This window comes from Sphingomonas sp. AP4-R1 (assembly GCF_013113735.1).
Taxonomy (GTDB): Bacteria; Pseudomonadota; Alphaproteobacteria; order Sphingomonadales; family Sphingomonadaceae; genus Sphingomonas_I.
In genome coordinates, this window is sequence record NZ_CP053346.1 from 4,317,199 (window position 1) to 4,341,044 (window position 23,846).

25 protein-coding genes and 3 tRNA genes are annotated in these 23,846 nt (G+C 67.1%); 19 read left to right on the top strand and 9 right to left on the bottom strand.

Annotation, left to right across the window (positions count from 1 at the left end):
- Nucleotides 1–57 precede the first annotated feature (57 nt).
- Both HL653_RS19695 and HL653_RS19700 read right to left on the bottom strand, forming a co-directional pair.
- Nucleotides 58–1,257, bottom strand: coding sequence for a diguanylate cyclase (locus tag HL653_RS19695; protein ID WP_171746014.1), 1,200 nt, complete (start codon nucleotides 1,255–1,257; stop codon nucleotides 58–60).
- Between the two features lie 331 nt (nucleotides 1,258–1,588).
- Nucleotides 1,589–2,902, bottom strand: coding sequence for a M28 family peptidase (locus HL653_RS19700; RefSeq protein ID WP_171746015.1), 1,314 nt, complete (start codon nucleotides 2,900–2,902; stop codon nucleotides 1,589–1,591).
- Between the two features lie 61 nt (nucleotides 2,903–2,963).
- Here HL653_RS19700 and HL653_RS19705 point away from each other — a divergent pair, with 61 nt between their 5' ends.
- Nucleotides 2,964–3,260: a GNAT family N-acetyltransferase gene (locus tag HL653_RS19705; RefSeq protein WP_216599903.1), complete on the top strand. Its 297-nt coding sequence runs from the start codon at nucleotides 2,964–2,966 to the stop codon at nucleotides 3,258–3,260.
- A gap of 137 nt (nucleotides 3,261–3,397) precedes the next feature.
- Nucleotides 3,398–3,471, top strand: a tRNA-Cys gene (locus tag HL653_RS19710).
- A 150-nt stretch (nucleotides 3,472–3,621) separates the two neighbouring features.
- Here HL653_RS19710 and msrB read toward each other — a convergent pair.
- The 3 genes from msrB to HL653_RS19725 all read right to left on the bottom strand — a co-directional run bounded on the left by msrB (nucleotide 3,622) and on the right by HL653_RS19725 (nucleotide 5,960).
- Nucleotides 3,622–4,071, bottom strand: coding sequence for a peptide-methionine (R)-S-oxide reductase MsrB (gene msrB, locus HL653_RS19715; RefSeq protein ID WP_171746016.1), 450 nt, complete (start codon nucleotides 4,069–4,071; stop codon nucleotides 3,622–3,624).
- Nucleotides 4,072–4,192: 121 nt separating this feature from the next.
- A complete protein-coding gene (locus HL653_RS19720) occupies nucleotides 4,193–5,311 on the bottom strand; it encodes a carboxypeptidase family protein (protein WP_171747135.1) in 1,119 nt (372 codons plus the stop codon).
- 58 nt (nucleotides 5,312–5,369) lie between these two features.
- The gene (locus HL653_RS19725; RefSeq protein WP_171746017.1) at nucleotides 5,370–5,960 is read right to left on the bottom strand and encodes a DUF4136 domain-containing protein; all 591 of its coding nucleotides are present in this window, start codon (nucleotides 5,958–5,960) and stop codon (nucleotides 5,370–5,372) included.
- 175 nt (nucleotides 5,961–6,135) lie between these two features.
- On the opposite strand from HL653_RS19725, the gene ykgO reads away from it, so the two are divergent.
- Nucleotides 6,136–6,261: a type B 50S ribosomal protein L36 gene (ykgO, locus tag HL653_RS19730; protein ID WP_003046794.1), complete on the top strand. Its 126-nt coding sequence runs from the start codon at nucleotides 6,136–6,138 to the stop codon at nucleotides 6,259–6,261.
- A gap of 231 nt (nucleotides 6,262–6,492) precedes the next feature.
- Here the strand turns inward: ykgO and pyk are convergent, their stop codons facing one another.
- Entirely contained in the window at nucleotides 6,493–7,950 is a 1,458-nt protein-coding gene (gene pyk, locus HL653_RS19735; RefSeq protein WP_171746018.1) for a pyruvate kinase, read from the bottom strand.
- Nucleotides 7,951–8,147: 197 nt separating this feature from the next.
- Between pyk and HL653_RS19740 the strand changes: the two genes are divergently transcribed.
- The 5 genes from HL653_RS19740 (at nucleotide 8,148) to HL653_RS19760 (ending at nucleotide 11,159) form a co-directional block, all read left to right on the top strand.
- Nucleotides 8,148–8,222, top strand: a tRNA-Gly gene (locus HL653_RS19740).
- Between the two features lie 55 nt (nucleotides 8,223–8,277).
- Nucleotides 8,278–8,352 (top strand) — tRNA-Gly (locus HL653_RS19745).
- Between the two features lie 390 nt (nucleotides 8,353–8,742).
- Nucleotides 8,743–10,260, top strand: a complete 1,518-nt coding sequence (locus tag HL653_RS19750) for a sugar porter family MFS transporter (protein WP_216599904.1) — start codon at nucleotides 8,743–8,745, stop codon at nucleotides 10,258–10,260.
- Nucleotides 10,261–10,421: 161 nt separating this feature from the next.
- Entirely contained in the window at nucleotides 10,422–10,919 is a 498-nt protein-coding gene (locus HL653_RS19755) for a PilZ domain-containing protein (RefSeq protein ID WP_171746020.1), read from the top strand.
- A gap of 51 nt (nucleotides 10,920–10,970) precedes the next feature.
- Nucleotides 10,971–11,159, top strand: coding sequence for a hypothetical protein (locus HL653_RS19760; RefSeq protein WP_171746021.1), 189 nt, complete (start codon nucleotides 10,971–10,973; stop codon nucleotides 11,157–11,159).
- Here the strand turns inward: HL653_RS19760 and HL653_RS19765 are convergent.
- On the bottom strand, nucleotides 11,143–11,619 hold the full coding sequence (locus tag HL653_RS19765; protein WP_171746022.1) for an SspB family protein: 477 nt from the start codon (nucleotides 11,617–11,619) through the stop codon (nucleotides 11,143–11,145). The two genes, HL653_RS19760 and HL653_RS19765, sit on opposite strands and share 17 nt — an antisense overlap.
- An 88-nt stretch (nucleotides 11,620–11,707) precedes the next feature.
- On the opposite strand from HL653_RS19765, the gene hisB reads away from it, so the two are divergent.
- The 5 genes from hisB to HL653_RS19790 all read left to right on the top strand — a co-directional run bounded on the left by hisB (nucleotide 11,708) and on the right by HL653_RS19790 (nucleotide 15,138).
- A complete protein-coding gene (hisB, locus tag HL653_RS19770) occupies nucleotides 11,708–12,304 on the top strand; it encodes an imidazoleglycerol-phosphate dehydratase HisB (protein ID WP_171746023.1) in 597 nt (198 codons plus the stop codon).
- Nucleotides 12,294–12,917 (top strand): imidazole glycerol phosphate synthase subunit HisH, encoded by a 624-nt coding sequence (gene hisH / locus HL653_RS19775; RefSeq protein ID WP_171746024.1) that lies wholly within the window; start codon nucleotides 12,294–12,296, stop codon nucleotides 12,915–12,917. Before hisB ends, hisH begins: the two co-directional genes overlap by 11 nt.
- Complete coding sequence (gene hisA, locus HL653_RS19780; RefSeq protein ID WP_171746025.1) at nucleotides 12,914–13,651, top strand: 1-(5-phosphoribosyl)-5-[(5-phosphoribosylamino)methylideneamino]imidazole-4-carboxamide isomerase; 738 nt, start codon at nucleotides 12,914–12,916, stop codon at nucleotides 13,649–13,651. The genes hisH and hisA overlap by 4 nt, the downstream gene beginning before the upstream one ends.
- A gap of 175 nt (nucleotides 13,652–13,826) precedes the next feature.
- Nucleotides 13,827–14,600 carry an imidazole glycerol phosphate synthase subunit HisF gene (gene hisF / locus HL653_RS19785; RefSeq protein WP_171746026.1) on the top strand — a complete coding sequence of 258 codons (774 nt, stop codon included), beginning with the start codon at nucleotides 13,827–13,829 and terminating at the stop codon, nucleotides 14,598–14,600.
- 55 nt (nucleotides 14,601–14,655) lie between these two features.
- Nucleotides 14,656–15,138, top strand: a complete 483-nt coding sequence (locus HL653_RS19790) for a hypothetical protein (protein ID WP_253717138.1) — start codon at nucleotides 14,656–14,658, stop codon at nucleotides 15,136–15,138.
- A 164-nt stretch (nucleotides 15,139–15,302) separates the two neighbouring features.
- Here HL653_RS19790 and HL653_RS19795 read toward each other — a convergent pair whose 3' ends face one another.
- Entirely contained in the window at nucleotides 15,303–16,271 is a 969-nt protein-coding gene (locus HL653_RS19795) for a GGDEF domain-containing protein (RefSeq protein ID WP_171746027.1), read from the bottom strand.
- A gap of 121 nt (nucleotides 16,272–16,392) precedes the next feature.
- On the opposite strand from HL653_RS19795, the gene HL653_RS19800 reads away from it, so the two are divergent.
- The 6 genes from HL653_RS19800 (at nucleotide 16,393) to HL653_RS19825 (ending at nucleotide 20,863) form a co-directional block, all read left to right on the top strand.
- Nucleotides 16,393–17,097 (top strand): response regulator transcription factor, encoded by a 705-nt coding sequence (locus tag HL653_RS19800; protein ID WP_171746028.1) that lies wholly within the window; start codon nucleotides 16,393–16,395, stop codon nucleotides 17,095–17,097.
- The gene (locus tag HL653_RS19805) at nucleotides 17,066–18,628 is read left to right on the top strand and encodes an ATP-binding protein (protein ID WP_171746029.1); all 1,563 of its coding nucleotides are present in this window, start codon (nucleotides 17,066–17,068) and stop codon (nucleotides 18,626–18,628) included. Before HL653_RS19800 ends, HL653_RS19805 begins: the two co-directional genes overlap by 32 nt.
- 147 nt (nucleotides 18,629–18,775) lie before the next feature.
- Nucleotides 18,776–19,219 (top strand): HPr kinase/phosphorylase, encoded by a 444-nt coding sequence (locus HL653_RS19810; RefSeq protein ID WP_171746030.1) that lies wholly within the window; start codon nucleotides 18,776–18,778, stop codon nucleotides 19,217–19,219.
- The gene (rapZ, locus tag HL653_RS19815; protein WP_171746031.1) at nucleotides 19,216–20,187 is read left to right on the top strand and encodes an RNase adapter RapZ; all 972 of its coding nucleotides are present in this window, start codon (nucleotides 19,216–19,218) and stop codon (nucleotides 20,185–20,187) included. Before HL653_RS19810 ends, rapZ begins: the two co-directional genes overlap by 4 nt.
- Nucleotides 20,184–20,591, top strand: coding sequence for a PTS sugar transporter subunit IIA (locus HL653_RS19820; RefSeq protein WP_171746032.1), 408 nt, complete (start codon nucleotides 20,184–20,186; stop codon nucleotides 20,589–20,591). The genes rapZ and HL653_RS19820 overlap by 4 nt, the downstream gene beginning before the upstream one ends.
- Nucleotides 20,588–20,863, top strand: coding sequence for an HPr family phosphocarrier protein (locus tag HL653_RS19825; protein WP_171746033.1), 276 nt, complete (start codon nucleotides 20,588–20,590; stop codon nucleotides 20,861–20,863). The genes HL653_RS19820 and HL653_RS19825 overlap by 4 nt, the downstream gene beginning before the upstream one ends.
- 116 nt (nucleotides 20,864–20,979) lie before the next feature.
- Here HL653_RS19825 and HL653_RS19830 read toward each other — a convergent pair whose 3' ends face one another.
- Nucleotides 20,980–23,766, bottom strand: coding sequence for an EAL domain-containing protein (locus HL653_RS19830; RefSeq protein ID WP_171746034.1), 2,787 nt, complete (start codon nucleotides 23,764–23,766; stop codon nucleotides 20,980–20,982).
- Nucleotides 23,767–23,846 lie beyond the last annotated feature (80 nt).

Here is a 23,846-nt window from a genome sequence, read left to right on the forward strand (position 1 = left end):
CTACCGTGCTTCTGCGAACGCAGGAGCACGGTTCGCTTTAAAGCGGCCCCGCTCCGCTCAGGCGTGGGCGCAGCGGCGCTCCCGTACGGGGGCTTCTTCCTGAGGCGCCATGTCCGCATCGCGGATGAACATCTGGTCGCGCCCGCGCCGCTTCGCCTCGTAAGCGGCGGCATCGGCCTCGCCCAGCAACGCGGCGAGCGTCGCGCCGGGACGAACCATGGCCGAGCCGATCGTCACCGTCGTCGCGATCACGCGGTCGCCGGCGGGGCGATGGCCGGTGCGAAAGCGGGCGCACAAGGTCGCGCCGATGCGCGACAGGCTATCGGGGTCCATCTGCGGCAGCAGCGCCACGAATTCGTCGCCGCCGTAGCGGCCGACCAGCGATCCCGCCGGCAGCGTCACGCGCAAAAGGCTCGCGAAAGTCAGCAGGATCTCGTCGCCCGCCGCATGGCCGCACGTGTCGTTCACCCGCTTGAAGTGATCGAGGTCGCACAGCATCAGTGCGCCGGGCATGGCAGCGGCCCCGTTCCCGCGCAGCATCGCCTCCGCGCGCGCATCGAAGGCGCGGCGATTGAGCAGGCCGGTCAACGGATCGCTGTCCGCCAGCGAAAGGAGGTGCGCCTCACGCCGACGCCGCGCCGATGCGGCCATCACCAGCAGCAGCAAGGTGGCGACGGGGATACCCTCGACCAGCGACAGCTGGATCACGATCCCCTTGAGCGAGACGATGTCGACGAAACCGCCCGGCACCCAGACGAGGACCGCCTTCACCAGATAGAAAAGCCCGTGGAGGCCGAAAATCGCCGCCAGACGGCGCGAGGTCCAGTCGCTCTTGTCCGTATGCCGCCACAGCATGCGCGCCGTGGCCAGTGCCAGAACCGCCACCAGAGCGGCGTTGACCACCGCGAAGGCCAGCGTCTGGCTGTCGTCGGCGGGCCACGCCGCGAGCGGGAGCCACGCCGCCAGCGCCAGCCAGGCGCGCCACGGCATGGAGCGGCGCAGGAATCGCGCGCTGCCCATCAGGAACAGGATATGGGCCGCGATCAGCAGCCCATCGGCCACCCACACACCAAGCTGAAAGGAGATGCCGTTGCGCAGCGGCGTGAGGCCGCAGCCGGCCGCGATGGTCAGGAAGCCCAGCCCCCAGATCCACTGCGCCCGTTCACGAGTCGCGCGGCTTTCTACCAGCAGCGACAATCCGGCGATCAGCGCGATCGCCAGCGTGATGAACAAAATCGTTTTTGCGTCGATCCCCATCGGTCCAACCGCTTTCCACTGGCGACCGTCCTTAAGGCCGCAAGCTAAACAAATCCCTTAGCGGACGTCCTCAATACGGCGAATTGCTTGAGATCGTTGCGAATGATGGCGAAGCGTGGCGCGATTGCATCGCGTGCCTCCTTCTGATCACCTGAACCGATCCTCGCGACCAATTCCCCTGCTCCGCTCCTTTGACCCGTTCGTGCTGAGCCTGTCGAAGCACGGGCCTCGAACGTCACGTTTCGTAACACGTTCTTCGACTGCGCTCAGAACGAACGGAGGACGGGATATCTGAAAGACTTGTCAGCCGGCCTCTCAGGGCCAGCAGATTCTACTTCGCCGTGCTGCCCGGGGTCGGCCGCAGCGGCGCGCCCGCGAAGGTCGGCAGGCTTTCCTCGCCGCCCGCCGCCAGCGACGAAACCGCGAAGAAATGGTCGTCGATATTGGTGCGCACCAGATCCACGCTCGTCACGTCGGCGCCCACGTCGCGGCTGTCGGTCCAGGCGAGGCCGTCCGCGCGGCGCCAGCGGATGCGATAGCCCGCCACACCCGGCACGGCCGGCCAGGTCACCTTCGTATCGTCGCTCACCGCACCGGAGATGGCGGCGGACGTCGGCGCTGCAGGTGCCGCCGCCAGACGGCGCGCGACCGCCATGTTCAGCGCCGTCACCTTCGCCAGATAGGGAAAGTCGACATAGTCGATCGTGTCGCCATAGCGCCGGCCATTCTCGGTGCGGATCGTCTGGTGCTGGCGATCGTAATTTTCGGTCGCCTCGGTGAAGCGCACCGCCGGGATGCCCGCTTCCAGGAACGGCGTCTGATCGCCGCCGCGCTGGAAACGATCGGGCCGGCGGATCGCCAGCGCCTCCAGCCCGATCGCGGGATCGGCCGCCGCCGTCGCCACCGCCACCTTGGCCAGCGCGCGCGAGGGGCTGTCATCCTCCTCACCGATCTGCCGCTGCAGCTTGGGATCGCCGAGGAAGCGGATGCCCTCCGAGAAGACGCGCACCTTGTCGTCGACATGCTCGCCGCCGATGCCGTGCGTGTTGCCGACGATATCGTTGTTCAGCACCGCCGCGACCTTCCAGCCGCGCGCCTTGGCCGTGTCGGCCAGCAATTTGCCACCCCACAGCCCCTGCTCCTCGCCCGACAGCAACGCATAGACGATCGTGCCCGCGAACTTCTCGCGACTGAGAAGCCGCGCCGATTCCATCACCAGCGCGCTGCCCGAGGCATCGTCATTCGCGCCGGGCGCGTCGGTGGTGACGTCCATCACGTCGTTCACGCGGCTGTCGATATGGCCCTGGATGATGATGACGCGATCGGGATCGCCCGTGCCCTTCTGGATCGCGATCACATCCTCGACGCGGACGCCGTTCGGCGCGCGCGGTCCGGTGAAGGTGTCCCCGATCGTCTCCACCGTCAGGCATTTGCCGCATGCCTTCGAGAAGCCTTCGAACCGCCCCGCCGCCCAGCGCCGCGCGGCGCCAATGCCGCGCTTGGGATCGGTCGTGGTCGAGAGCGTATGGCGCGTGCCGAAACCGACGAGACCGGTGATCGTCGCGCGCAACTGCGCCGGATCGGGCGCGGGCGCCGCCGCCACGAGAGGAAAAGAGAGGGCGGCGAGCAGGATGGCTTTCTTCATGCGCCGGAACCTGCTGAGCCTGCGGATGCGTTGCAACCGGAATCGCAGAGCAGGCGAAGGAATGACGGATATGAGCGTGGATCAGGGCGATGTCGTCGATCATCCCGAGCGGGAGCGCTTCGAATGGGAGGTGGACGGCCACATCGCCTACGCCGCCTACACGCGCGCGGGCGACGTGCTGACGCTCACCCATACGATCGTGCCCACATCCATCTCTGGGCGCGGCATCGCGACCAGGCTGATCGGCGCGGTGATGCGGCAGGTGCGCGCGCAGGGGCTGAAGATCGAGCCCGAATGCGCGTTCGTCATCGCTTATTTGCAGAAACATCCCGAGGACGCGGATCTGGTCGCCGGTTAACGTTTGATCCGCTGGCGCGGATCCCGGCACCGGTTCAGCGCTGCTGACCAGACTCCAATACGCGACTTGCCGGGGGCGATCCTCCCCGCTATCAGCCCGCTTCCCCTCGGGAGACCCAGTGCTTTTTTCGAAGCGATGGCCCGATGGCGGAGTGGTGACGCAGAGGACTGCAAATCCTTGCACCCGGGTTCGATTCCCGGTCGGGCCTCCACTCTCTCGAGGGTTTTCAATACATTAATCCATCATTGCGAGCGCAGCGAAGCAATCCAGCCCGTCATCTGCGGATCTGGATTGCTTCGCTGCGCTCGCAATGACCATCCATCAAAGATGATGGTACTTTAGCTGCCGAAGCAACTCGCCTTCAGCCGATATCCTCGACCTGATCGAGATAGGCGCCATAGCCCTGCGCCTCCATCTCGCCGCGCGGCACGAAGCGCAGCGAGGCCGAATTGATGCAATAGCGCAGGCCGCCGCGATCCATCGGTCCATCCTCGAACACATGGCCGAGATGGCTGTCGCCATGCGCCGAGCGCACCTCGGTGCGGATCATGCCGTGGCTGACGTCGCGCAGTTCGGCGACATTCGCGGGCGCGATCGGCTTGGTGAAGCTCGGCCAGCCGCAGCCCGATTCATATTTGTCGGAGGACGCGAACAGCGGCTCGCCGGACACGATATCGACGTAGATGCCCGCATCCTTGTTATACAGATATTTGCCCGTACCCGGTCGCTCGGTGCCGCTCTGCTGCGTCACCCGAAACTCTTCCGGGCTCAGCTTCGCCAGCGCTTCGTCGGTCTTGCGATATTCGGTCATGGATCCCTCCGGTTCGGTCTGGAATGTGGGGCCGCCCGGCCCCAATTTCCACCGTCGGGATAACGCCGTGGGCGCAGGGGAAACGAGGCGCCCCGGTCGGCGGCGCGCCTCGAAACTCCGCTTAAAGCGCGTCGATCATCTCGTGCAGCGCGCCAAGGCAGTCCGCGCCCAGACGGGCCGATCGCTCCGCCGACCAGCCATATTCGGGGTCGGGCAGCGAATCATTGTCCTTGAACGGCATTTCCAGCGTCATCGACACCGCGCCGAAGCGATTGGCGAGTTGATTGGTCGACATGGTGAGGTTGGCCGATCCCGGCGCCGCCACGCCGTAGCCATGCTTCATCTGGAAATCGGGCGAGCGGCGCGTGAGCGTCTCGCGATAGCGCTTGAAGAGATCGCCCTGCCGCTCGGTCCAGTTCGGAATGCCCTCGAAACCGGCGAGGAACACATAAGGGATCGCCTCGTCGCCATGCACGTCGATCGCGAAATCCACGCCCGTCTCGTCCATCCGGTTGCGGACGGCCAGCACTTCGGGGCTGCGCTCCGGCGTCGGCTCATGCCATTCGCGGTTGAGATTCACGCCCGCCGCATTGGTGCGAAGATGACCACGCCGCGAACCGTCCGGGTTCATATTGGGCACGACGTGAAAGGTCGCCTCGCGCCGCAGCACGCGCGCGACCGGATCGTGCGCGTCGGTCAGCCGCTCCAGCGCGCCTTCCATCCACCATTCGGCCATGGATTCGCCAGGGTGCTGGCGCGCATAGAGCCACACCTGCTTCCTGCCCTCGCCGATCGTCAGGCAGTCCATCTCCTGCCCGTCCAGCGTCTGGCCCAGCGAGCGATAGGCGACGCCCGGCCGCGCGGCGATGCGCGCGACCAGATCGTGGTGCCGCTCCATCGAATAAGGCGCGAAGTAAGCGAACCAGAGAGTGTCGCTCTCCGCCGCGTGGCGGATCGTCAGCACGCCATCGGCATAGCTCGTCTCCGCCAGCCGCCAGTGGACCCGATCGCTCGACACGCGCGCCGAATAGCCCGGCCAGCCCAGCGGATAGGCCGATCCCTTGCCGTTCAGGATCCGCATCTCGATCGTGCGCCCGGCAGCGCCCGTCAGCCGATAATAGAACCACTGATAGAAATCGCTGCCCGCGTCGGTGACGATCTCCAGATCGAACCGATCGCCGTCGGCTGCGATCACCCGGATATTGCCGGCGTCAAAATCCGCCGAAATGCGCGCCATTATACCTACCCTGCCTTGCTCTCTGTCGATCGATCACCGCCGCATCACGCGGCCGAAATCGTCACTTAACCGTTACCGTCTGACCCGATTTGCCGGGGAAATCCTTGAACAGGGCCGCCGCCAGCGTGCGCACGGTCGCGGCGGGATCGGCCGCCGGGGTGCCTGCGGCCGCCTGCGTCTCGGCGCGGCCTTCCCAGATCACGGTGCCTTCGGACCGGCGCTTGATCTGGACCGACAGGCGCGTGACGAGAATTTCGTTCGGGCGCTTCTTCCCGATCGGGAAGCTGATGCCGAGCCCGACGCCGCCACCGCCATAGCCGCCCGTTCCGCCGCCCAGGCCGACCGACACGGGCGAACGCTGCTGCAAGGTTTCGCGCGATCCGCGCTCGACCGAGATCACCGCCACCTGCTCGGACTGTTTCAGGCCTGGCGCCTCCGTGAAACCGATCTTCGCCAGCTCCGCGCCCACGATCGAGGCGTAGGTCTGATATTCCAGGCTGCCCTTGTCGGCCGGCACCAGCGGCTCGACCGCCATTTCGCCGCGCGCGATCTGGTCGTCCAGATGGAAGCGCGTCACACGGGCGGTGGGCGTGGTCGCGCAGGCGGACAGCATCAGCACGGACAGGATGGCGGTAAGCGACTTCGCACGCATCAGAACATTCTCCCTGGGGCGGCTCGTAGAAGCGCCGTATCGGGCGTGCAACGTTCCATCCGCCGAAATCGCTGCATCGAGGGGCGGAGTGCCGCTTTACCTTGACTCCTGTCCCGCCATTACCTAACGGACCCCTCTCTTTCGACAATCCAGACCAGGCAGGCAGTACCGGGCCATGAAGATCCGTAATTCGCTCAAGTCGCTCAAGGACCGGCACCGGGACAACCGCGTGATCCGCCGTCGTGGCCGCACCTACGTCATCAACAAGACGAATCGTCGCTTCAAGGCCCGCCAGGGCTGATCCGACCTTTCGGTTGAACGAAACGGCCGCGCGGGCAACCGCGCGGCCGTTTTCGTGCGTCTATTGAAGATCGGCACACTCTAAATTAGCCGTCATCCTGAACTCGTCTCAGGACCCATGACCCGACATTAAAAAAATGGCGCGCCCGCAGAGGGGCACGCCATGAATCCTGAAACGAGTTCAGGATGACAGGAAGAAGCGGAAGGGACGGCTACGCCGCCCCCTCCCCCGTCAGTCGCGATAGCCGTCCAGTTCCTTGCCGGTCAGCCGCTGCACGTGCAGCACGTTGGTGGAGCCCGGCGTCCCGAACGGCACGCCGGCCATGATCACGATCCGGTCACCGGATTGCGCGAGGCCGTGACGCAGCGCCATCCGCTTGGCCTTGCCCACCATCTCCTCGAAGCTTTCCACGTCGCGCGTCTGCACGGCATGGACACCCCAGAGAAGGCCCATCCGCCGCGCCGTCGCCAGCTTCGGCGTCAGCACCAGCACCGGCACGGAGGGACGATCGCGCGCGATCCGTCGCGCCGACGAGCCGGACAGCGTGAAGCAGATAATCGCGGCGGCCGACACCGTCTTGGAAATGCCGCGCGACGCGAGGCTGAGCGCGTCGGCGGTCGTCGGATCGGGCCGCGTTTCCATGAAATGGAGCCGCGCCGTATAGCCGGGATCCTTCTCCACCGCCTTGGCGATCGAATCCATCATCGCGACCGATTCGATCGGCCAGGCGCCGGCGGCGCTCTCGGCCGAGAGCATCACCGCATCGGCGCCGTCATAGATGGCGGTGGCGACGTCGGACACTTCCGCGCGAGTCGGCGTGGGCGACACAATCATCGATTCCAGCATCTGGGTGGCGACCACCACCGGCTTGCCCATCGTCCGCGCCATCTGAACGATCTGCTTCTGGACGAGCGGCACCTGCTGCGGCGGGCATTCCACGCCCAGATCGCCGCGTGCGACCATCACCGCATCCGCCAGCTCGAGAATGCCCTCCAGCCGCTCGACGGCGGCGGGCTTCTCGATCTTGGCGAGCAGAGCCGCCTTGCCGCCGATCAGCCGCCGCGCCTCGGCCACATCCTCGGGCCGCTGTACGAACGACAGCGCGATCCAGTCGGCGCCCTCCTCCAGCGCGAAATCGAGATCCTTGCGGTCCTTCTCCGTCAGCGCCGCCATCGGCAGCACCACGTCGGGCACGTTCAGGCCCTTGGAATTGGAGAGTACGCCGCCGACCTCGACGCGCGTGACGATCTTGTCCTCGCTCACCGAAAGCGCGCGCAGCACCATCTTGCCGTCGTCCAGCAGCAGGCGGGCGCCCACTTCCAGGGCCTGAAAGATTTCCGGGTGCGGCAGGCCGACGCGGGTCTGGTCGCCGGGCACGTCCTGGCGGTCCAGCACGAACTGGGCGCCGGTCTCCAGCGTGACGCGGCCTTCCTCGAACTTGCCGACGCGCAGCTTCGGCCCCTGCAGATCGAACAGGATCGTGGTCGCGTGCCTGAGATCCTTCTCCAGCGCGCGGATCGCGGCGATCAGCGGCTTCTTATCCTCATGGCCGCCATGGCTCATATTGATACGAAACGTGTCTGCGCCCGCGAGCATCAGCGCGCGGATCATTTCGGGGGAACTGGAGGCAGGGCCCAGCGTCGCGACGACGCGCACCTTACGTCCACGGGGAGCGATCTGGCTCGTCATCGTTTCTTTCTTCCCTTGGAGGCGGCGCGTTTATGCCCAGCTTGGCAGGCGATGCAACCTCGCATGGGTCCGCCGCAGGGCCAGATGCGCCACGGATCGCCGCAATCTGCACGGCGATGAAAAGTGGGGTTGCGGACCTGAAAGCATGCGGCTATCAGCCGCGCTCCCCGGAGGCGAACAACCTCCTACAGCGCCGAGCGGGCGTAGCTCAGGGGTAGAGCACGACCTTGCCAAGGTCGGGGTCGAGGGTTCGAATCCCTTCGCCCGCTCCAGCGCTTCCCAAGAGAGAAGCGGCCTCCCCGGAGGCGCATGCTCCCATTACGCCGAGCGGGCGTAGCTCAGGGGTAGAGCACGACCTTGCCAAGGTCGGGGTCGAGGGTTCGAATCCCTTCGCCCGCTCCAGCGTTTCTTCAGCAGCAGACGCATCCGCTATCCCGGCCATCCGGTGGGAATATCTTCGATCGCGGATGACGGTATCGGCCGCTCCGCCGCGCGCAATTCTCCCAAAAACACGTCTCTTTGCGACCGAACGGCCCTTTCGCGCGTTCGGTGTTCCCAATGATGCGCTGTCGCTGTCGCTGTTGCCTTGCCGGCGCAGTCCGGTGACAGTGAAGATGCACAGACATCATCTTGAGAGGATGTTTGCCGCCGATCTCGGGTGACGCTCCTTATGTCACCCACAGTCGATGAATGCGACAATGGCGCCGTTCGAGCCGCCTCTGCTTTCGCACAATATCGGAATATGCTGACAGATCGGCGTGTGGCTTCGTGAAACGATCATGGAGCGAGTTTTTGCAAGCGAGTATTACGGGACAATCTTCGGCGTCCGGCAGGAGCGATGCCGCCATCAAGCGGGCGGACGAACGCACGCTCCGCCGCATCATGGAAAATGTGGAGATCACCAGTTCGAACGGCACGCTGCGCTTCGCGGCGCTGGTCGCGGCCGTGTGCGGCGGCCTGTACGGCTACGATACCGGCATCATTTCCGGCGCGCTCCTGTCGATGACGGACGAGTTCGGGCTCAGCCACCACATGCAGGAAATCGTCGCCTCGGCGATTCTGGCCGGCGCCGTGATCGGCGCGCTGGCGACGAGTTGGCTGTCCGAACGGATCGGCCGCAAGATCACCGTGCTCGTGGTGGCGGCGGTCTTCGCGATCGGCGCCGTCGCCTGCTCGCTGGCACCCACCGTGCCGCTGCTGGTGGCGGGGCGGCTGTTGCTGGGAATCGCGGTCGGCGCCTCCACGCAGGTGGTGCCGATGTATATTTCGGAACTGGCGCCGCCCGATCGGCGCGGCAATCTCGTCACGATGTTCAATGTCGCGATCGGCATCGGCATCCTGCTGGCGAACATCGTGGGCGTCACGCTCCACAATGTCTGGACGTGGCGGCCGATGGTGGCGATCGCCGCCGTGCCGGCGATGGTGGTGTGCGTCGCGATGATCTTCATGCCGCGCAGCCCGCGCTGGGTGGCCGAGAATCGGGGGCTGGAGCCCGCGGCCGAGATTCTGGGGCAGGTTCGCGACACGCACCGCGACGTGCAGGCGGAATTGCGCCAGATCCAGGAGATCGCGCGGGAGGCGAAGCCCGAAGAATCGGGCTGGCGCGGCATCCGCCAGTCCTGGGTGCGCCCCGCCTTGCTGGCGGCCCTGGGTGTCGCCTTCTTCACCCAGTGCGGCGGCCTGGAGATGATGATCTATTATGCGCCGACCTTTCTGGAGGATGCGGGCTTCGGCCGGTCCTCGGCCTTGTATGCCAGCCTCGGCGTCGGCGCGGTCTATGCGCTCGCGACGTTGCTCGGCTGCCTGTTCGTCGATCGGATCGGCCGGCGCCGGCTGATGCTGATCATGATTCCCGGTTCGGTGATCAGCCTGATCGGGCTCGGCGCGATGTTCGCGACCGGCGCGACGCAGGGCCCCGCCAGCTGGCTCACGATCGTGTTCCTGCTCGCCTTCATGCTGTTCAATTCGGGCGGCATCCAGGTGTGCGGCTGGCTGCTGGGCTCGGAGATGTTCCCGCTGGCGATGCGGGGCCCGGCGACGGCGCTGCATGCGGCGATGCTGTGGGGATCGAATCTGATCGTCACCGGCACCGCGCTGTCGCTGGTGCAGGCCGCCGGTCTCGGCTCGACGATGTGGATCTATGCCGGCATCAACTTCGCGTCGTTCCTGTTCGTCTATCTGTTCGTGCCGGAGACCGCCGGGGTCAGCCTCGAGGATATCGAGGAGGCCCTCCGCCAGGGCGATTTCCGCCCGCGCCAGGGCGATTCCGGCCTGACGCGCCGCGCCGGGGTGGCTGCGGTTCCCGCCTGATCCCGGCATGACGGGGGTCCATCGGGCGACACGGCGGAGCTTTTTCGCGTCGGCCCGATGGATCCCCATCGCAAATCCGGCGTTGTTTGCGATTGCTTTACCTTCTCCTGTAAGGCTGCGTTTACCCGTTTGCTCCGATCGTGCTGCTGGGGGACAAAGCCGTGCCTTTTCTGGCGAGACTCGATCTGGATGCGGGCGGCGACGCAAGGCGGTCGCGCCGTCTTTTCGTCGATCGTCTCGATGGCATGCTGGTCGGCAAGGATCGCCGGTTCGACATCATCATCCACAACATGTCCGAAACCGGATTTCTCGCGGAATTCCAGTCGGAATTGCAGCCGGACGATGTGGTGCGGATCCAACTCGCACGGATCGGGTTCGTCGATGCCCGCGTCGTCCGCAAGCGCGGCATGGGCCATGGCTGCGAATTCCTGGAGCCCGTCCCGGCCGATGTGGTGCGCGAGACGATCGCCGCCAGCATCGGCTTCGCGGACGGATCGGGCGCGCAGAAGAGCGTCGCCGCGGATGCCACCGAAGAGGAAAAGAGCGGCTATCGCCGTCGCCTCCGGCGCGAGCGGGCGGGCGCGATCGTTCTGATCGCCTGCATGCTGGCGGCAGTCACCGTGCTGGCGGCCGCTTTGTTCCGCATTCTCGTCCACTGATCCTCCACCGCGCTCGCGCGTTGGGGCGGGAGCGACGAGGAGACGGACGCGATGAAACCGATCCAGCAACCCATCGAGGGCGCCCATCCGCCCAAGGAGGACGTGCCCGAAACGCCGGCCACCTCGGCCAATGCGGGTGAAGGCAAAGGCGAACCCGCAGGCGATCTGACATTGAGCGATGAGGAAGAGGTCGCGGCGGAAGCCCGGCTTCTGCGCGAGGCGCTTACTTCTTCCGGGTGAAATCCACCGAGACGACGTTCGAGCCGTCTTCCGCCGGGCGGACGACCGGATCATTCTCGGCCACCGCGATCTCTTCGGGCTGCGGATCATCCGCCTGGGCGGAGAAATGCAGCGCGAAATCGACGGCCGGATCGTGGAAGGCGGTGATCGCCGCGAACGGAATCGACAGCTTCGAACCGATCTGGTTGAACGACAGGCCCACCTCGAAGCCGCTCTTGGAGACGTGAAGGTCCCAGAAGCGGTTCTGGATGACGATCGTCATCTCGTCCGGATAGCGATCCGTCAGGTGGCGCGGGATATCCACGCCGGGCGCGCCCGTCTTGAACGTGATGTAGAAATGGTGCGCGCCGGGCAGACCGCCCTGCTCGACCTGGCCGAGCACACGCCCGACGACGGCGCGCAGCGCGTCCTGCACGATCTCGTCGTAGGGAATCAGGCTATCTTGCGGGGACTCGCTCATCGCCCTTCACCTGAACGCGGTGCTTGATCGGGTCAAGCCGTCACTCGCGGATTGCTCCTTCCGCAAGCGGCGTATAGGCGCTTGCGCCATGCGTAGCGCCACCATCAGCCGCAATACCGCCGAGACCGCGATCGAGGCGACCGTGAACCTCGACGGGACGGGTCTGTACACCGTCTCCACCGGGATCGGCTTCCTCGATCACATGATCGAGCAGCTTTCCCGCCATTCGCTGATCGATATCACGCTGAGCGTGAAGGGCGATCTGCACGTCGATCAGCATCACACGGCGGAGGATAGCGCGCTGGCGCTGGGCCAGGCCGTGTCGAAGGCGCTGGGCGATCGCAAGGGCATCACGCGTTACGGCCTGTGCTACGCGCCGATGGACGAGACACTGTCCCGCGCCGCGATCGACATTTCGGGGCGCCCCTTCCTCGTCTGGAAATCCGGCTTCACGCAGGAAAAACTGGGCGAGCTGGACACCGAGTTGATCGAGCATTGGTTCCAGAGCTTCACAGGGGAAGTGGGCATGACGCTCCACCTCGAGACGCTCTACGGCAAGAACAACCACCACATCTGCGAAAGCCTGTTCAAGGCGCTCGCCCGTGCGCTGCGGGAAGCGACCGAGATCGATCCGCGCAAGGCGGACCAGATCCCGTCCACGAAGGGAACGCTCGGTGGCGCCTGATGCGCTGGCGCTGATCGATTATGGCGCGGGCAATCTCCACTCGGTGGAGAATGCGCTGCGGGCGGCCGGCGCGCGCGATATCGTGGTGACGGCCGATCCCGCCGTTGCGGCGGCGGCCGAGCGGATCGTACTGCCCGGCGTCGGCGCCTTCGCCAATTGCATGGGCGCGCTCTCCGCCATCCCTGGCATGGTCGAGGCGCTGAACGAGGCGGTGGTCGAAAAGGCCCGCCCCTTCCTCGGCATCTGCGTGGGCATGCAGCTGATGGCCACGGCGGGCGAGGAGTTCGGCCGCCATCAGGGCCTCGGCTGGATTCCCGGCACCGTCGCCAAGATGGAGCCCACCGATCCCGCCATCCGCATCCCCCACATGGGCTGGAACGACGTGCGGCTGGAGCGCGACCATCCGCTGATCCACACCGGCGAGGCCTATTTCCTCCACAGCTTCGCCTTCCACACGGACGATCCGGCCGATCTGCTGGCGACGACCGAGCATGGCGGTGCCGTCACCGCCGCTGTCGGCCGCGCCAACATGCTGGGCGTCCAGTTCCACCCGGAGAAGAGCCAGGCCTACGGCCTCGCCTTCCTCGCGCGCTTCCTCGATTGGAAACCATGAGCATCATCGTCTTTCCCGCGATCGATCTGAAAGGCGGCAAGGTCGTCCGCCTCGCCGAAGGCGATATGGATCGCGCCACCATCTACGGGGATGATCCCGCCGCGCAGGCCAAGGCCTTCGCCGAGGCGGGCGCCGATCATCTCCACGTCGTCGATCTGGACGGCGCCTTCGCGGGCGAATCCGTGAACGGCGAGGCCGTGCGCGCGATCGTCGCCGCTTTCCCCGGCCGCGTGCAGCTGGGCGGCGGCATCCGCACCCGCGCCTCGATCGACAAATGGCTGGAGCTGGGCGTCGCCCGCGTCGTGATCGGCACGGCCGCGCTCGAGGATCCGGATTTGGTGCGTGAAGCCGCGCGCGATCTGCCCGGCCGTATCGTCGTCGCGGTGGATGCGCGCGACGGCATGGTCGCCACGCGTGGCTGGGCCGAAGTGTCGGAGCTGACGGCGGCCGATCTTGCCAACCGCTTCGTGGATGCGGGCGTCGCCAGCCTGCTCTTCACCGATGTCGGCCGCGACGGCCTGCTCAAGGGCTGCAACATCCGCGCGACCGTGGATCTCGCCCGCAAGACGCGCATGCCCGTCATCGCCTCGGGCGGCGTGGCCGGCCTCGTCGACATCGTCGATCTCGCGCGCAGCGCGTCCGAAGGGATCGAAGGCGTCATCACCGGCCGCGCGCTTTACGACGGCCGCCTCGATCTGGCGGCGGCGCTGCGCGTGGCGAAGGGCGGGAAGTGAGAAAGGGGTTCACGCAGAGACGCAGAGACGCAGAGAGGACTCGCCCGGCGCGCGGTGCCTCTCTCGTCTTTCTACCGACGAAGATGGGCCTGACGGCCGGGACAAGGGCGCACCTCTCCGCGCCTCCGCGTCTCCGCGTGAACCCTTGCTTCTTCCCTTCTCCGAGCTCGATCCGATGACCGTCCGCACCCGCGTCATTCCCTGCCTCGACGTTGCCGGCGGGCGCGTGGTGAAGGGCGTGCAGTTCCTCGATCTGGCCGATGCGGGCGATCCCGTGGAGCAGGCCAAGGTCTATGACGCCGCCGGCGCCGACGAACTGTGCTTCCTCGACATCACCGCCACGCACGAGGATCGCGGCACGATCCTCGATGTCGTCGCGCGCACGGCCGAGGTCTGCTTCATGCCGCTCACGGTGGGCGGCGGCGTGCGGACCGCCGAGGATGCGCGCGCGCTGCTGCTGGCGGGCGCGGACAAGGTCGCGATCAACTCCGCCGCCGTCGCGCGGCCGGAGCTGGCGGCAGAACTCGCCGATCGCTTCGGCGCGCAATGCGTGGTCGGCGCGGTGGACGCCAAGGCGGTCGGGCGCGGCCGCTGGGAAATCTTCACCCATGGCGGCCGTCGCGAGACGGGCATCGACGCGATCGAACATGCCGTCCGTCTGGCCGAACTCGGCGCGGGCGAACTGCTCGTCACCTCGATGGATCGCGACGGCACCAAGGGCGGCTATGATCTGGCGCTCACCCGCGCGATCACCGAGGCGGTATCCGTACCCGTGATCGCCAGCGGCGGCGTCGGCACGCTGGAGGATCTGGTCGCGGGCGTCACCGAAGGCCATGCGAGCGCGGTCCTGGCCGCCTCGATCTTCCATTTCGGCCAGCATACGGTGGCCGAGGCGCATGCGGCACTCGCGGCGGCGGGCCTGCCGGTGCGGCACCCCCAGCGGATCTGACGCGCCCCTTCGTTGGGCGTACGGAACAAAATCGGGCGGCGCGCATATTCACGCCATGCTTCCGATCCTGATCCTGCTCGCCGCACAGGCCGCCTCACCGCCGCCCGAATCCCCCACCCTGAAGTCCCGCGCGGGCGAGGTCGTCCATAAGGGCGAGAATCTCGCCTCCACGCCGGCCGTCGACGTCGGCGCGAAGAAGATGGAGATTCCCGAGGTTCTCCAGCAGGCGGCGGTCAATCCCTACGCGGCCGCCGGCACCGCGAGCTGCGCGCAGATCAAATCCGGCCTCGCCAATCTGTCGGAAGCCTTGGGCCCGGATTTCGAGGCCGGCGACGACACGAAGGAAAATCGCGCAGGCAAGCTGGCGGAGGCCGGCGGCAAGTCGCTCGTCAACGGGCTCGTCCCCTTCCGGGGTCTGGTCCGCGAGATTTCGGGCGCGGCCCCGGCCGAACGCCGTCTCAACGCCGCGATCAGCGCCGGCCATGCGCGACGCGGCTTCCTGCACGGCGTCGCGATGGCGCGGAAGTGCAAGATTTAGGGGTCGATCGTCCAACACCCCCGTCATTGCGACCCCGGCCTTGTGCCGGGGGAAGCCATCCAGTCCTCCAGCGCGGGACTGGATGGCCTCGCTGCGCTCGCAATGACGATCTAGGCGAAGACGGCGAGCCGCCCGCCCCCGGCCGGGCGAACCGGGACCGCCCCTCAATCCGGATCCATCTCCACGCGATTGCGGCCGCTATTCTTCGCGCGATAGAGCGCCTCGTCGGCGCGCTGGAGCAGGCTGTCGCCCATTTCGCCCGGACGCAGCGCCGCCACGCCCGCCGAAAAGGTGATATGCCCGATCGGCGTCTCGTTCGTGCGCGATTTGAAGTCGCGTTGGGCGAGTTCGGCACGGACGGCATCGACGCGCGCCGCCGCCTCCTCCAGCCGCACGCCCTCGAACAGCATCACGAATTCCTCGCCGCCCTGCCGGCCGACGAACGCGCCCGTGCCCGCGCCCTCGCTCAGGCAATCGCCGACGAGGCGCAGCACCCGATCGCCCAGCGCATGGCCGTGCGTATCGTTGAGCCGCTTGAAATGATCGATGTCGCAGAAAGCGAGCGACAGGGCCTGATCGGCCGCGCGCGAGCTTTCCACCGCGCGCAGCAGCGCCGCCTCCAGCGCGCGGCGATTGGGCAGCCCGGTCAACTGGTCATGCTCGGCGGACTGGCGCGCATCCGCCAGATCGCGTTGCACCGATTCCAGTTCCTCGCCCATCGCGCGCAATTTCTCTTCGGCACCGCGCGCGCGCGCGATCATCGAGCGCGTCACGCCGATCAGCGCGGCGGTCACCTGCTCGCCGGCCTGCGCGCCGACCAACGCCTCCGCCTCGGCCGACAAGGCCTCGCGATACGCCTCCGCATCGTCGGCCGAACGCCCGACCAGCAGCACCGCGCCATCGATTCGCGTCTGCGCCGTGGCGATCAGCTCCTCCAGGAGGCGGGTGAGGGTCTCGATCTCGCCGCCCGGCTCGGGCGCCACCGGCAGCGGTTCATCCTCTGGAGAAGGGACGGAAATTTCCGCTCCTTGCTCCTCGAAGCCGAGCATGTGACGCAGCCGGGATCGCCATGTGGGCCCGGCGGGCTGCTTGGCCGCCTGAAGCGCGGCACCGAGGCGGGGATCGTATTCCACGCCCGTATTGTTACGAGGTCAGTCCTAACATTTTATGAGCCCGCCTCCATATTGGATGCAGCATTGAGACACGCGCATCCTTCGGATAGGAGGGCCGCGCGGCAACGGGACGAAGAGTGGAATGGCCGGAGCGATCGCGCTCGTCGATGACGATCGCAATATTCTGACATCGGTGTCCATCGCGCTGCAGGCCGAAGGGTTCACCGTCCGCGTCTATTCGGATGGCGAAGCGGCGCTGAAGGCCCTGACCGAAAATCCGCCCGAGCTGGCCGTGCTGGACATCAAGATGCCGCGCATGGACGGGATGGAGCTGCTCCGCCGCGTGCGCGAGAAGAGCCAGCTGCCCGTAATCTTCCTCACTTCGAAGGATGACGAGCTGGACGAGGCGCTGGGCCTCGCCATGGGCGCGGACGATTATATCACCAAGCCGTTCAGCCAGCGGCTGCTGATCGCGCGCATCAAGGCGCTGCTGCGCCGGACCGAGCTGCGCGCCCAGCCCGAGGGCGAAGGCGAGCCGGTCGCCGAGAAGATCGTGCGCGGGCGGCTGGAAATGGATCCGGCGCGCTATCGCGTGCTGTGGGAGGGCAAGGAGGTGACGCTGACCGTCACCGAATTCATGATCCTCGAAACGCTGGCCCAGCGACCGGGCATTGTGAAGTCGCGTGACCAACTGATGGACACCGCCTATCAGGATGACGTCTATGTCGACGACCGCACCATCGACAGCCACATCAAGCGGCTCCGGCGCAAGTTCCGCGCCGTCGACTCCAGCTTCAAGGCCATCGAGACTCTCTATGGCATCGGCTATCGTTTCGCGGAGGAATGACGGGCTGGAAAGCTGGCTCGGCCGGCTTTCGCTCACCGCCCGCATCCTCGCCGTCAACATCTTCGCGCTGATCGTCCTGGCGGGCGGCTTCTTCTATCTGGACAGCTATCGCAGCCAGCTGATCGAGGAGCGCACCGATCAGGCCGAGACGGAGGTGCGGATGGCCGCGCGCGCCATCGCCACCGCGCCCGCCGACGAGCGCGCGCGGATGCTGACCGTGCTGGGCCAGGCCAATGAGGGGCGCTTCCGCTTCTATCCGGCAGCCGGCACCGCGCCGGTCGATGGCTGGGCGAGCGGCACGCCGACCTACGAACTGCGCGATCCCTCCAGCGAGCCGTGGCAGCGCCACGTGGCGCGCGCGCTGGACCGCGCGATCGACAGCATCGTCGGCGCCGAAGTGCCCGAGCCGTTCGTGGAGCCCGCCCACGACACGCTGGCCGCCTGGCCGGAGGCGACGGCGGCGGCGCGCAGCCGCGAGGTGCAGTCGCATGTCCGCCGCGCGCCCGATCGCACGCCGGTCATCTCCGCCGCCATGTCCGTGCCCGGCGGCGGCGTGCTGCTGATGACGACCAACCAGCGCGACGTGGTCCGTACCGTGCGCGCCGAGCGCTTCTGGCTGGGCATCGTGCTGCTGGGCACGAGCGCGCTTTCGATCTTTCTCTCGATCTTCCTCGCCCGCACGATCGCGCGGCCGTTGCGCCGCCTCGCCATCGCCGCGCATCGCGTGCGCCTCGGCCGCTCGCGCGAAGTGCAGGTGCCGCGCCTGCCCGCACGCCGCGACGAGATCGGCACGCTCGCCCGCGCCCTCTCGGACATGAGCCAGGCGCTGCGCCAGCGGATCGACGCGACCGAGGCGTTCGCCGCCGATGTGGCGCACGAGATCAAGAATCCCCTCGCCTCGCTCCGGTCCGCCGTCGACAGCCTGGAGCGGATCGACGATCCCGATCTGCGCGCGCGGCTGGTGGCGATCATCCGCGACGATGTCGGCCGGCTCGATCGGCTCATCACCGACATTTCCGAAGCCTCGCGCATGGACGCGCAGCTCTCCCGCGCGCGCTTCGAGACGATCGATCTCGGCACGATGATCGAGCAGCTCGTGGCCGGGCGCGACGAGCGCGGCGTCGCCAACGAGGTGCGCCTCGCCTTCGCGCGGCCGAATCGCGGCACCGCTTTGATCTTCGGCGACGGCCACCGGCTGGCGCGCGCGATCGAGAATCTGGTCGACAACGCCATCTCCTTCTCGCCCCCCGGCGGCCTCGTGCAGGTGGCGGCGACGCGCGACCGCGACGAAATCGTCGTCCGCGTCGAGGATGACGGGCCGGGCGTGCCCGAACATGCGCGCGAGGCGATCTTCAACCGTTTCCACTCGATCCGCCCCGAAGGCGAGGAATTCGGCCGCCACTCCGGCCTCGGCCTCGCCATTGCGAAGGCGATCGTGGAGGGTCATGGCGGCCGCATCTACGTGAGCGACCGCGACGGCAACGTGCAGGGCGCGCGCTTCACGATCCGCCTGCCTGCGGCCCAACGATGAGGGCGGTGCGCTTCGCCCGCCTCCCCAATCCGTTCGCACTGAGCCCGTCGAAGTGCCGTTCTTCCTTCCCGGCCAGCGGGCAGCAGAGAAGAACAGTGCTTCGACAGGCTCGGCACGAACGGATGGGCGGAGCGAAGTAAGCATTCGATGTCGCTCGCACCGCCTCCCTCCGAAACCCTCCACGCCACCTGCGTGGCGATCGACGGGCGCGGCGTGCTGATCCTCGGCCCTTCCGGCGCGGGCAAATCCGATCTCGCGCTGCGCCTGATCGATCGCGGCGCCGTTCTGGTGAGCGACGACGGTGTCGAGATCCGGATCGAAGGCGATCGCCCCCTCGCCCGCGCGCCGCACACCATCGCCGGCCAGATGGAGGTGCGCGGCCTCGGCATCGTCGCGATGCCCGCTTTGGCCGAGGCGCCCGTCGCGCTCTGCATCTCCCTCACCGCCCCGCGAGACCGTATGCCGCCCGATCCGCTCCCCACCACGCCCGTCGCCGCGCGCGCGATCCCCACGCTCGCGCTGGATCCGTTCGAGGCCTCCGCCCCGATCAAGGTGGAACGCGGCCTGGCGCTTTACGGATTGCCCGCATGACCACGCCCGCCGCCGGCCCCACCCGCATCGTCGAGCCCAAGCGCGTCCTGCTCGTCACCGGCATGTCCGGCGCGGGCCGCACCACCGCGCTCAAGAGCCTGGAGGATCTGGGCTGGGAAACGAGCGACAATCTCCCCCTCGCCTTGCTCGATCGCCTGCTGGCGAGCCCGCCCCCGCCGGGCGATGTCGAGGATGATCGCCCGCTCGCCGTCGGCATCGACAGCCGCACGCGCGGCTTCGATGTCCATGCGATCCTGAAGCGCGTCGCCGCGATCCGGGCGGGCAAGCAACTCGCGATCGAAATCCTGTTCCTCGATTGCTCGGGCGCGGTGCTGGTCCAGCGTTTCTCCGCCACGCGCCGCCGCCACCCGCTGGCGCTCGATCGCCCGGCCGAGGACGGCATCGTCGAGGAGCGCGCTTTGCTCAGCCCGCTGCGCGAGGCGGCCGATTATCTGATCGACACCAGCAGCCATACGACCAACAGCCTGCAGGGGGAGATTCGCGAGCGTTTCGGCGACGGGCCGGCGGCGGAGCCGACGTTGATGGTCACCTCCTTCGGCTTCTCGCGCGGGCTGCCGCGCGGCGCCGATCTAGTGTTCGACTGCCGCTTCCTGCGCAATCCGCACTGGGTGCCCGCGCTCCGCCCCGGCACCGGTCTGGATGCGCCCGTGGCGGACTATGTGAAGGGCGATCCGGTCTATGAAGAGGCCGTCTCGCGCTATGAGGAACTGCTTCTGCTGTTGCTGCCGCGCTACGCCGGCGAGGGAAAATCCTACATCAACATCGCCATCGGCTGCACCGGAGGGCGGCATCGCTCGGTCCACGTGGCCGATCGCATCGGCCGCAGGTTGCGCGGGGCGGGTTTTTCCCCCACCATCGTGCATCGTGATCTGGCGCATAAGACGTCAGACGCGGCGGAGGGAAAGCCGGAGGCTGGCAACGCGAACGACGTGACGGTGACTAGATGATCGGACTGGTGCTGGTGACCCATGGTCAGCTCGCGAAGGAATTCGTGCGGGCAATGGAGCATGTGGTCGGTCCCCAGCAGGCGATCGAATCGATCTGCATCGGGCCCGACGACGATATGGAGGCGCGCCGCGCCGATATCGCCCGCGCGGTGGCCGCGGTCGATCTCGGCAAGGGCGTGATCCTGCTGACCGATCTGTTCGGCGGCACGCCCTCCAATCTGGCCATCTCGCTCATGGAGCCGGGTCGCGTCGAAGTCATCGCGGGTGTGAACCTCCCCATGCTCATCAGGCTGGAGGGTGCGCGTAAGATGATGAAGGTCCAGGCAGCCGTTGCGGCCGCACGCGAGGCGGGCCGCAAATATATCTCGGTCGCGTCCGAGGTGCTGGGCGAGGCCGCCGCGTGAGTACGGGCGTCGAGCGCACGGTGCTGATCAGCAACCGGCGCGGCCTCCATGCGCGCGCGAGCGCCAAGTTCGTGACGCTGGCCAGTTCGCAATCCGCCTCGATCGAAGTCGCCAAGGACGGCAGCAAGGTCGCCGGCACGTCGATCATGGGCCTGATGATGCTGGGCGCCGCGCAGGGCGACACCGTCACGATCAGCGCGAGCGGCGACGGCGCCGACAAGGCGCTGGATGCGCTGTGCGGACTGGTGGAAGCCAAGTTCGGCGAGGAATAGCCAGCGCGGGAGCGCTCTGTTCGTACTCCGGCAAAAGCCGGAGCCCAGGGCCCCGAACCTGACGCCTGTGGCTCTGGACTCCTGCGGTCGCAGGCGCGCCGAGCTCAAAACCCGCCCTACGCCGCGACCGGCTCCTGCGGCACATCGAAGCGCGGCCGTCCCAGCAGATAGCCCTGCGCCTCGTTGCATCCTTCCAGTCGCAGCCGCGTCAGCTGCGCCTCCGTCTCCACGCCTTCGGCCAACACCGGCATGTTCAGACTCGTCCCCAGCGCGATCACCGCGCGGATGATCGCGCGCGCCTGTTCGCTCTGGTCGGACTGGCGCACGAACGAGCGATCGATCTTGATCTTGTCGAACGGGAAGGAATGGAGCGTCTCCAGCGACGAATAGCCGGTGCCGAAATCGTCGATCGCGATCGTCACGCCCAGCGCCTTGATCTGGCGGAGCATATGAAGCGCGGCGGCCTTGTCCGCGATGATGGCCGTCTCGGTGATCTCCAGTTCCAGCCGGCTGGGCGGCAGGCCCGTCTCCAGCAGGATTTCGGCCAGCATCTTCGTCAGGTCGCGATCGGTGAACTGGACCGGCGAAAGATTGACCGCGACCCGATGCGGGTGCGACCAGCGCACCGCCTCGCGGCAGGCTTCGCGCAACACCCATTGGCCGATCTCGACGATGCTGCCGCTTTCCTCGGCCACGGGAATGAACTGCTCGGGCGAAATCCACCCGTCCACATTGTGGTGCCAGCGCAGCAGCGCTTCGTAGCCGGTGATCGCGCCCGTCGTCACCGAGCGCTGCACCTGATAGGCGAGCGACAATTCCTCGCGGGCGATCGCCTCGCGCAGATCCTTCGCCATCGCGCGCCGCGTGCGCGCCGTTTCGTCCATCCCATATTCGTAGCGGCAGACCTGCCCGCCGCGCGCCGCCTTCCCGCGATACATGGCGAGATCGGCATTGCCCAACACGTGTCCCCGCTCGATCCCGTCATCGGGAAAGACCGCGAAGCCCACGCTTCCCGCCGGTCGCAATTCCAGCCCGTCCACCGCCACCGGGGTAGCGATCTGCTGGGCCAGGCGGTCCAGAAACTGCATCAATTCGGCCTCGTCCCCGAACGTACGGTAGGCGGCGAACTCGTCGCCGCCGAAGCGGGCGATGCACTCGCTCTCGCCCGCGATCGCCGCCATGCGCTCTCCAATGGCCTGCAACACGGCATCCCCCGTCGCGTGGCCGTGGGTGTCGTTGATCTCCTTGAAGCCATCCAGATCGATCGCCACCACGCCCACTTTCAGGCCGGTCGCGCGCGCCTGCTCGATCGCATAATCGAGCTGCCCGTTGAAATTGATCCGGTTCGGCAGCCCGGTCAGGCTGTCATGCATCGCCATATGCGCGATCCGGGCGGCGGAGCGATGCCGCTCGCTCACATCCTCGAACGTCGCGACGAAGCCGCCATCGGCGAGCGCCTGATAGACGACGTCGACGACGCTGCCGTCCTCGTAATTGATCGTCACGAGCCCGCCATGATCGGGCTGGGCCAGGCACGCGGACTTCCATTCCGCCCCGAGCAGGACCCGCTCCTCGCTGATCTCCACGCCGCTGCGCGCACGGAGCGAGAAGCGCATGACCTCCGCGAAGGACATGCCCTCCAGCGGCACGTCCGGCGCGATGCGATACATCGCGCGGAAGCGCGCATTCACCAGCGCCACGCAATCGGCGCTGTCGAACAGCACCAGGCCCTGATGCATATTGGTCAACGCGGCATCCAGCTTGGCCGTCAGCGCTTCCAGCCGGTCCTGATCTTCTTTCTGGCGGCTGATATCGCGCGTGATCTTGGCAAAGCCCACGATCCCGCCCTGCTCGTCCAGCACGGTCTCGATCGTGACGTTCGCCCAGAAGCGGCTGCCGTCCTTGCGGTGGCGCCATCCTTCCGCCGTGAACTTGCCCGTCTCGCGCGCCTTTGCCAGCGCGCGCAGCGGCATGCCTGCGTCCCGATCCTCTGCCGAATAGAAGCTGGCGAAATTCAGCCCGATCGCTTCGGCCGAGGTGAAGCCCTTCAGGCGCGTGGCCCCCGCATTCCAGCTGACCACATGGCCATCCGGATCCAGCATATAGAGCGCGCAATCGGTGATGCCCTGCACGAAGATGCGGAATTCGCGCCCGCGCGTGCGGATCGCCGACAAAGCGGCGGTGTTGATGATCGCCGCTCCCGCGCCGACCAGCAGCACCGCCAGCGCGATCGCGCCGATCGTCAGGCCCAGGCTGAGGGGCGACAGGAAATAGCTGTCCTGCGGTTCGCTGGGATCGGGAATGGCCGTCATCGCCGTCATGCCCGTGAAGTGCAGCGCCAGCACCGCCGTCATGAGGAAGCCGCTGGCGGCCATGCCGCTCCCCAGATCCCTCTGGCGAAGCGCCAGCATCAGGCCCGGCGTGCAGAAACAGATCCCGAACAGGATCGAGAGCGCGATGCGGATCGGCCGCCATTCGAAGTGACCGCGAAACTCCATCGCATTCATGCCGGTATAGTGCATCGCGCCGATCCCGGTGCCGAACACCACGGCGCCCGTGATCAGCGCGGCCGGCGCGGCGCCGCCCCTCGAGACGATCGCGAAGCCCACCGTCGTCATACCGATCGCGCAGGCCAGCGAGAGTGTGGTGAGGACGAGATCATATCCCACCACGGCGACGCCGCTGTTATAACCGAGCATCGCGACGAAGTGGGTACACCAGATACCGAAACCGGTGGTGATCCCCGCGACATATTGCCAGCGGAGATCCATGCGGCGGTTTTCGCCGCGTTGCTGGCGCAGGATCGTCACGGCGCCGAGGCAGGCGAGGCCGCAGATCAGGCCGGCCAGGAGAACCAGCCGCCAATCATGCTGATGCCACGCACATTGCCACACGCTAATCACGACGATGTCCCCGCGTCGCCGCTCGCCCTTGGAAAAAACGGGACAAAACGGCGCACTCGATCCGGCCTAACGGAACGATA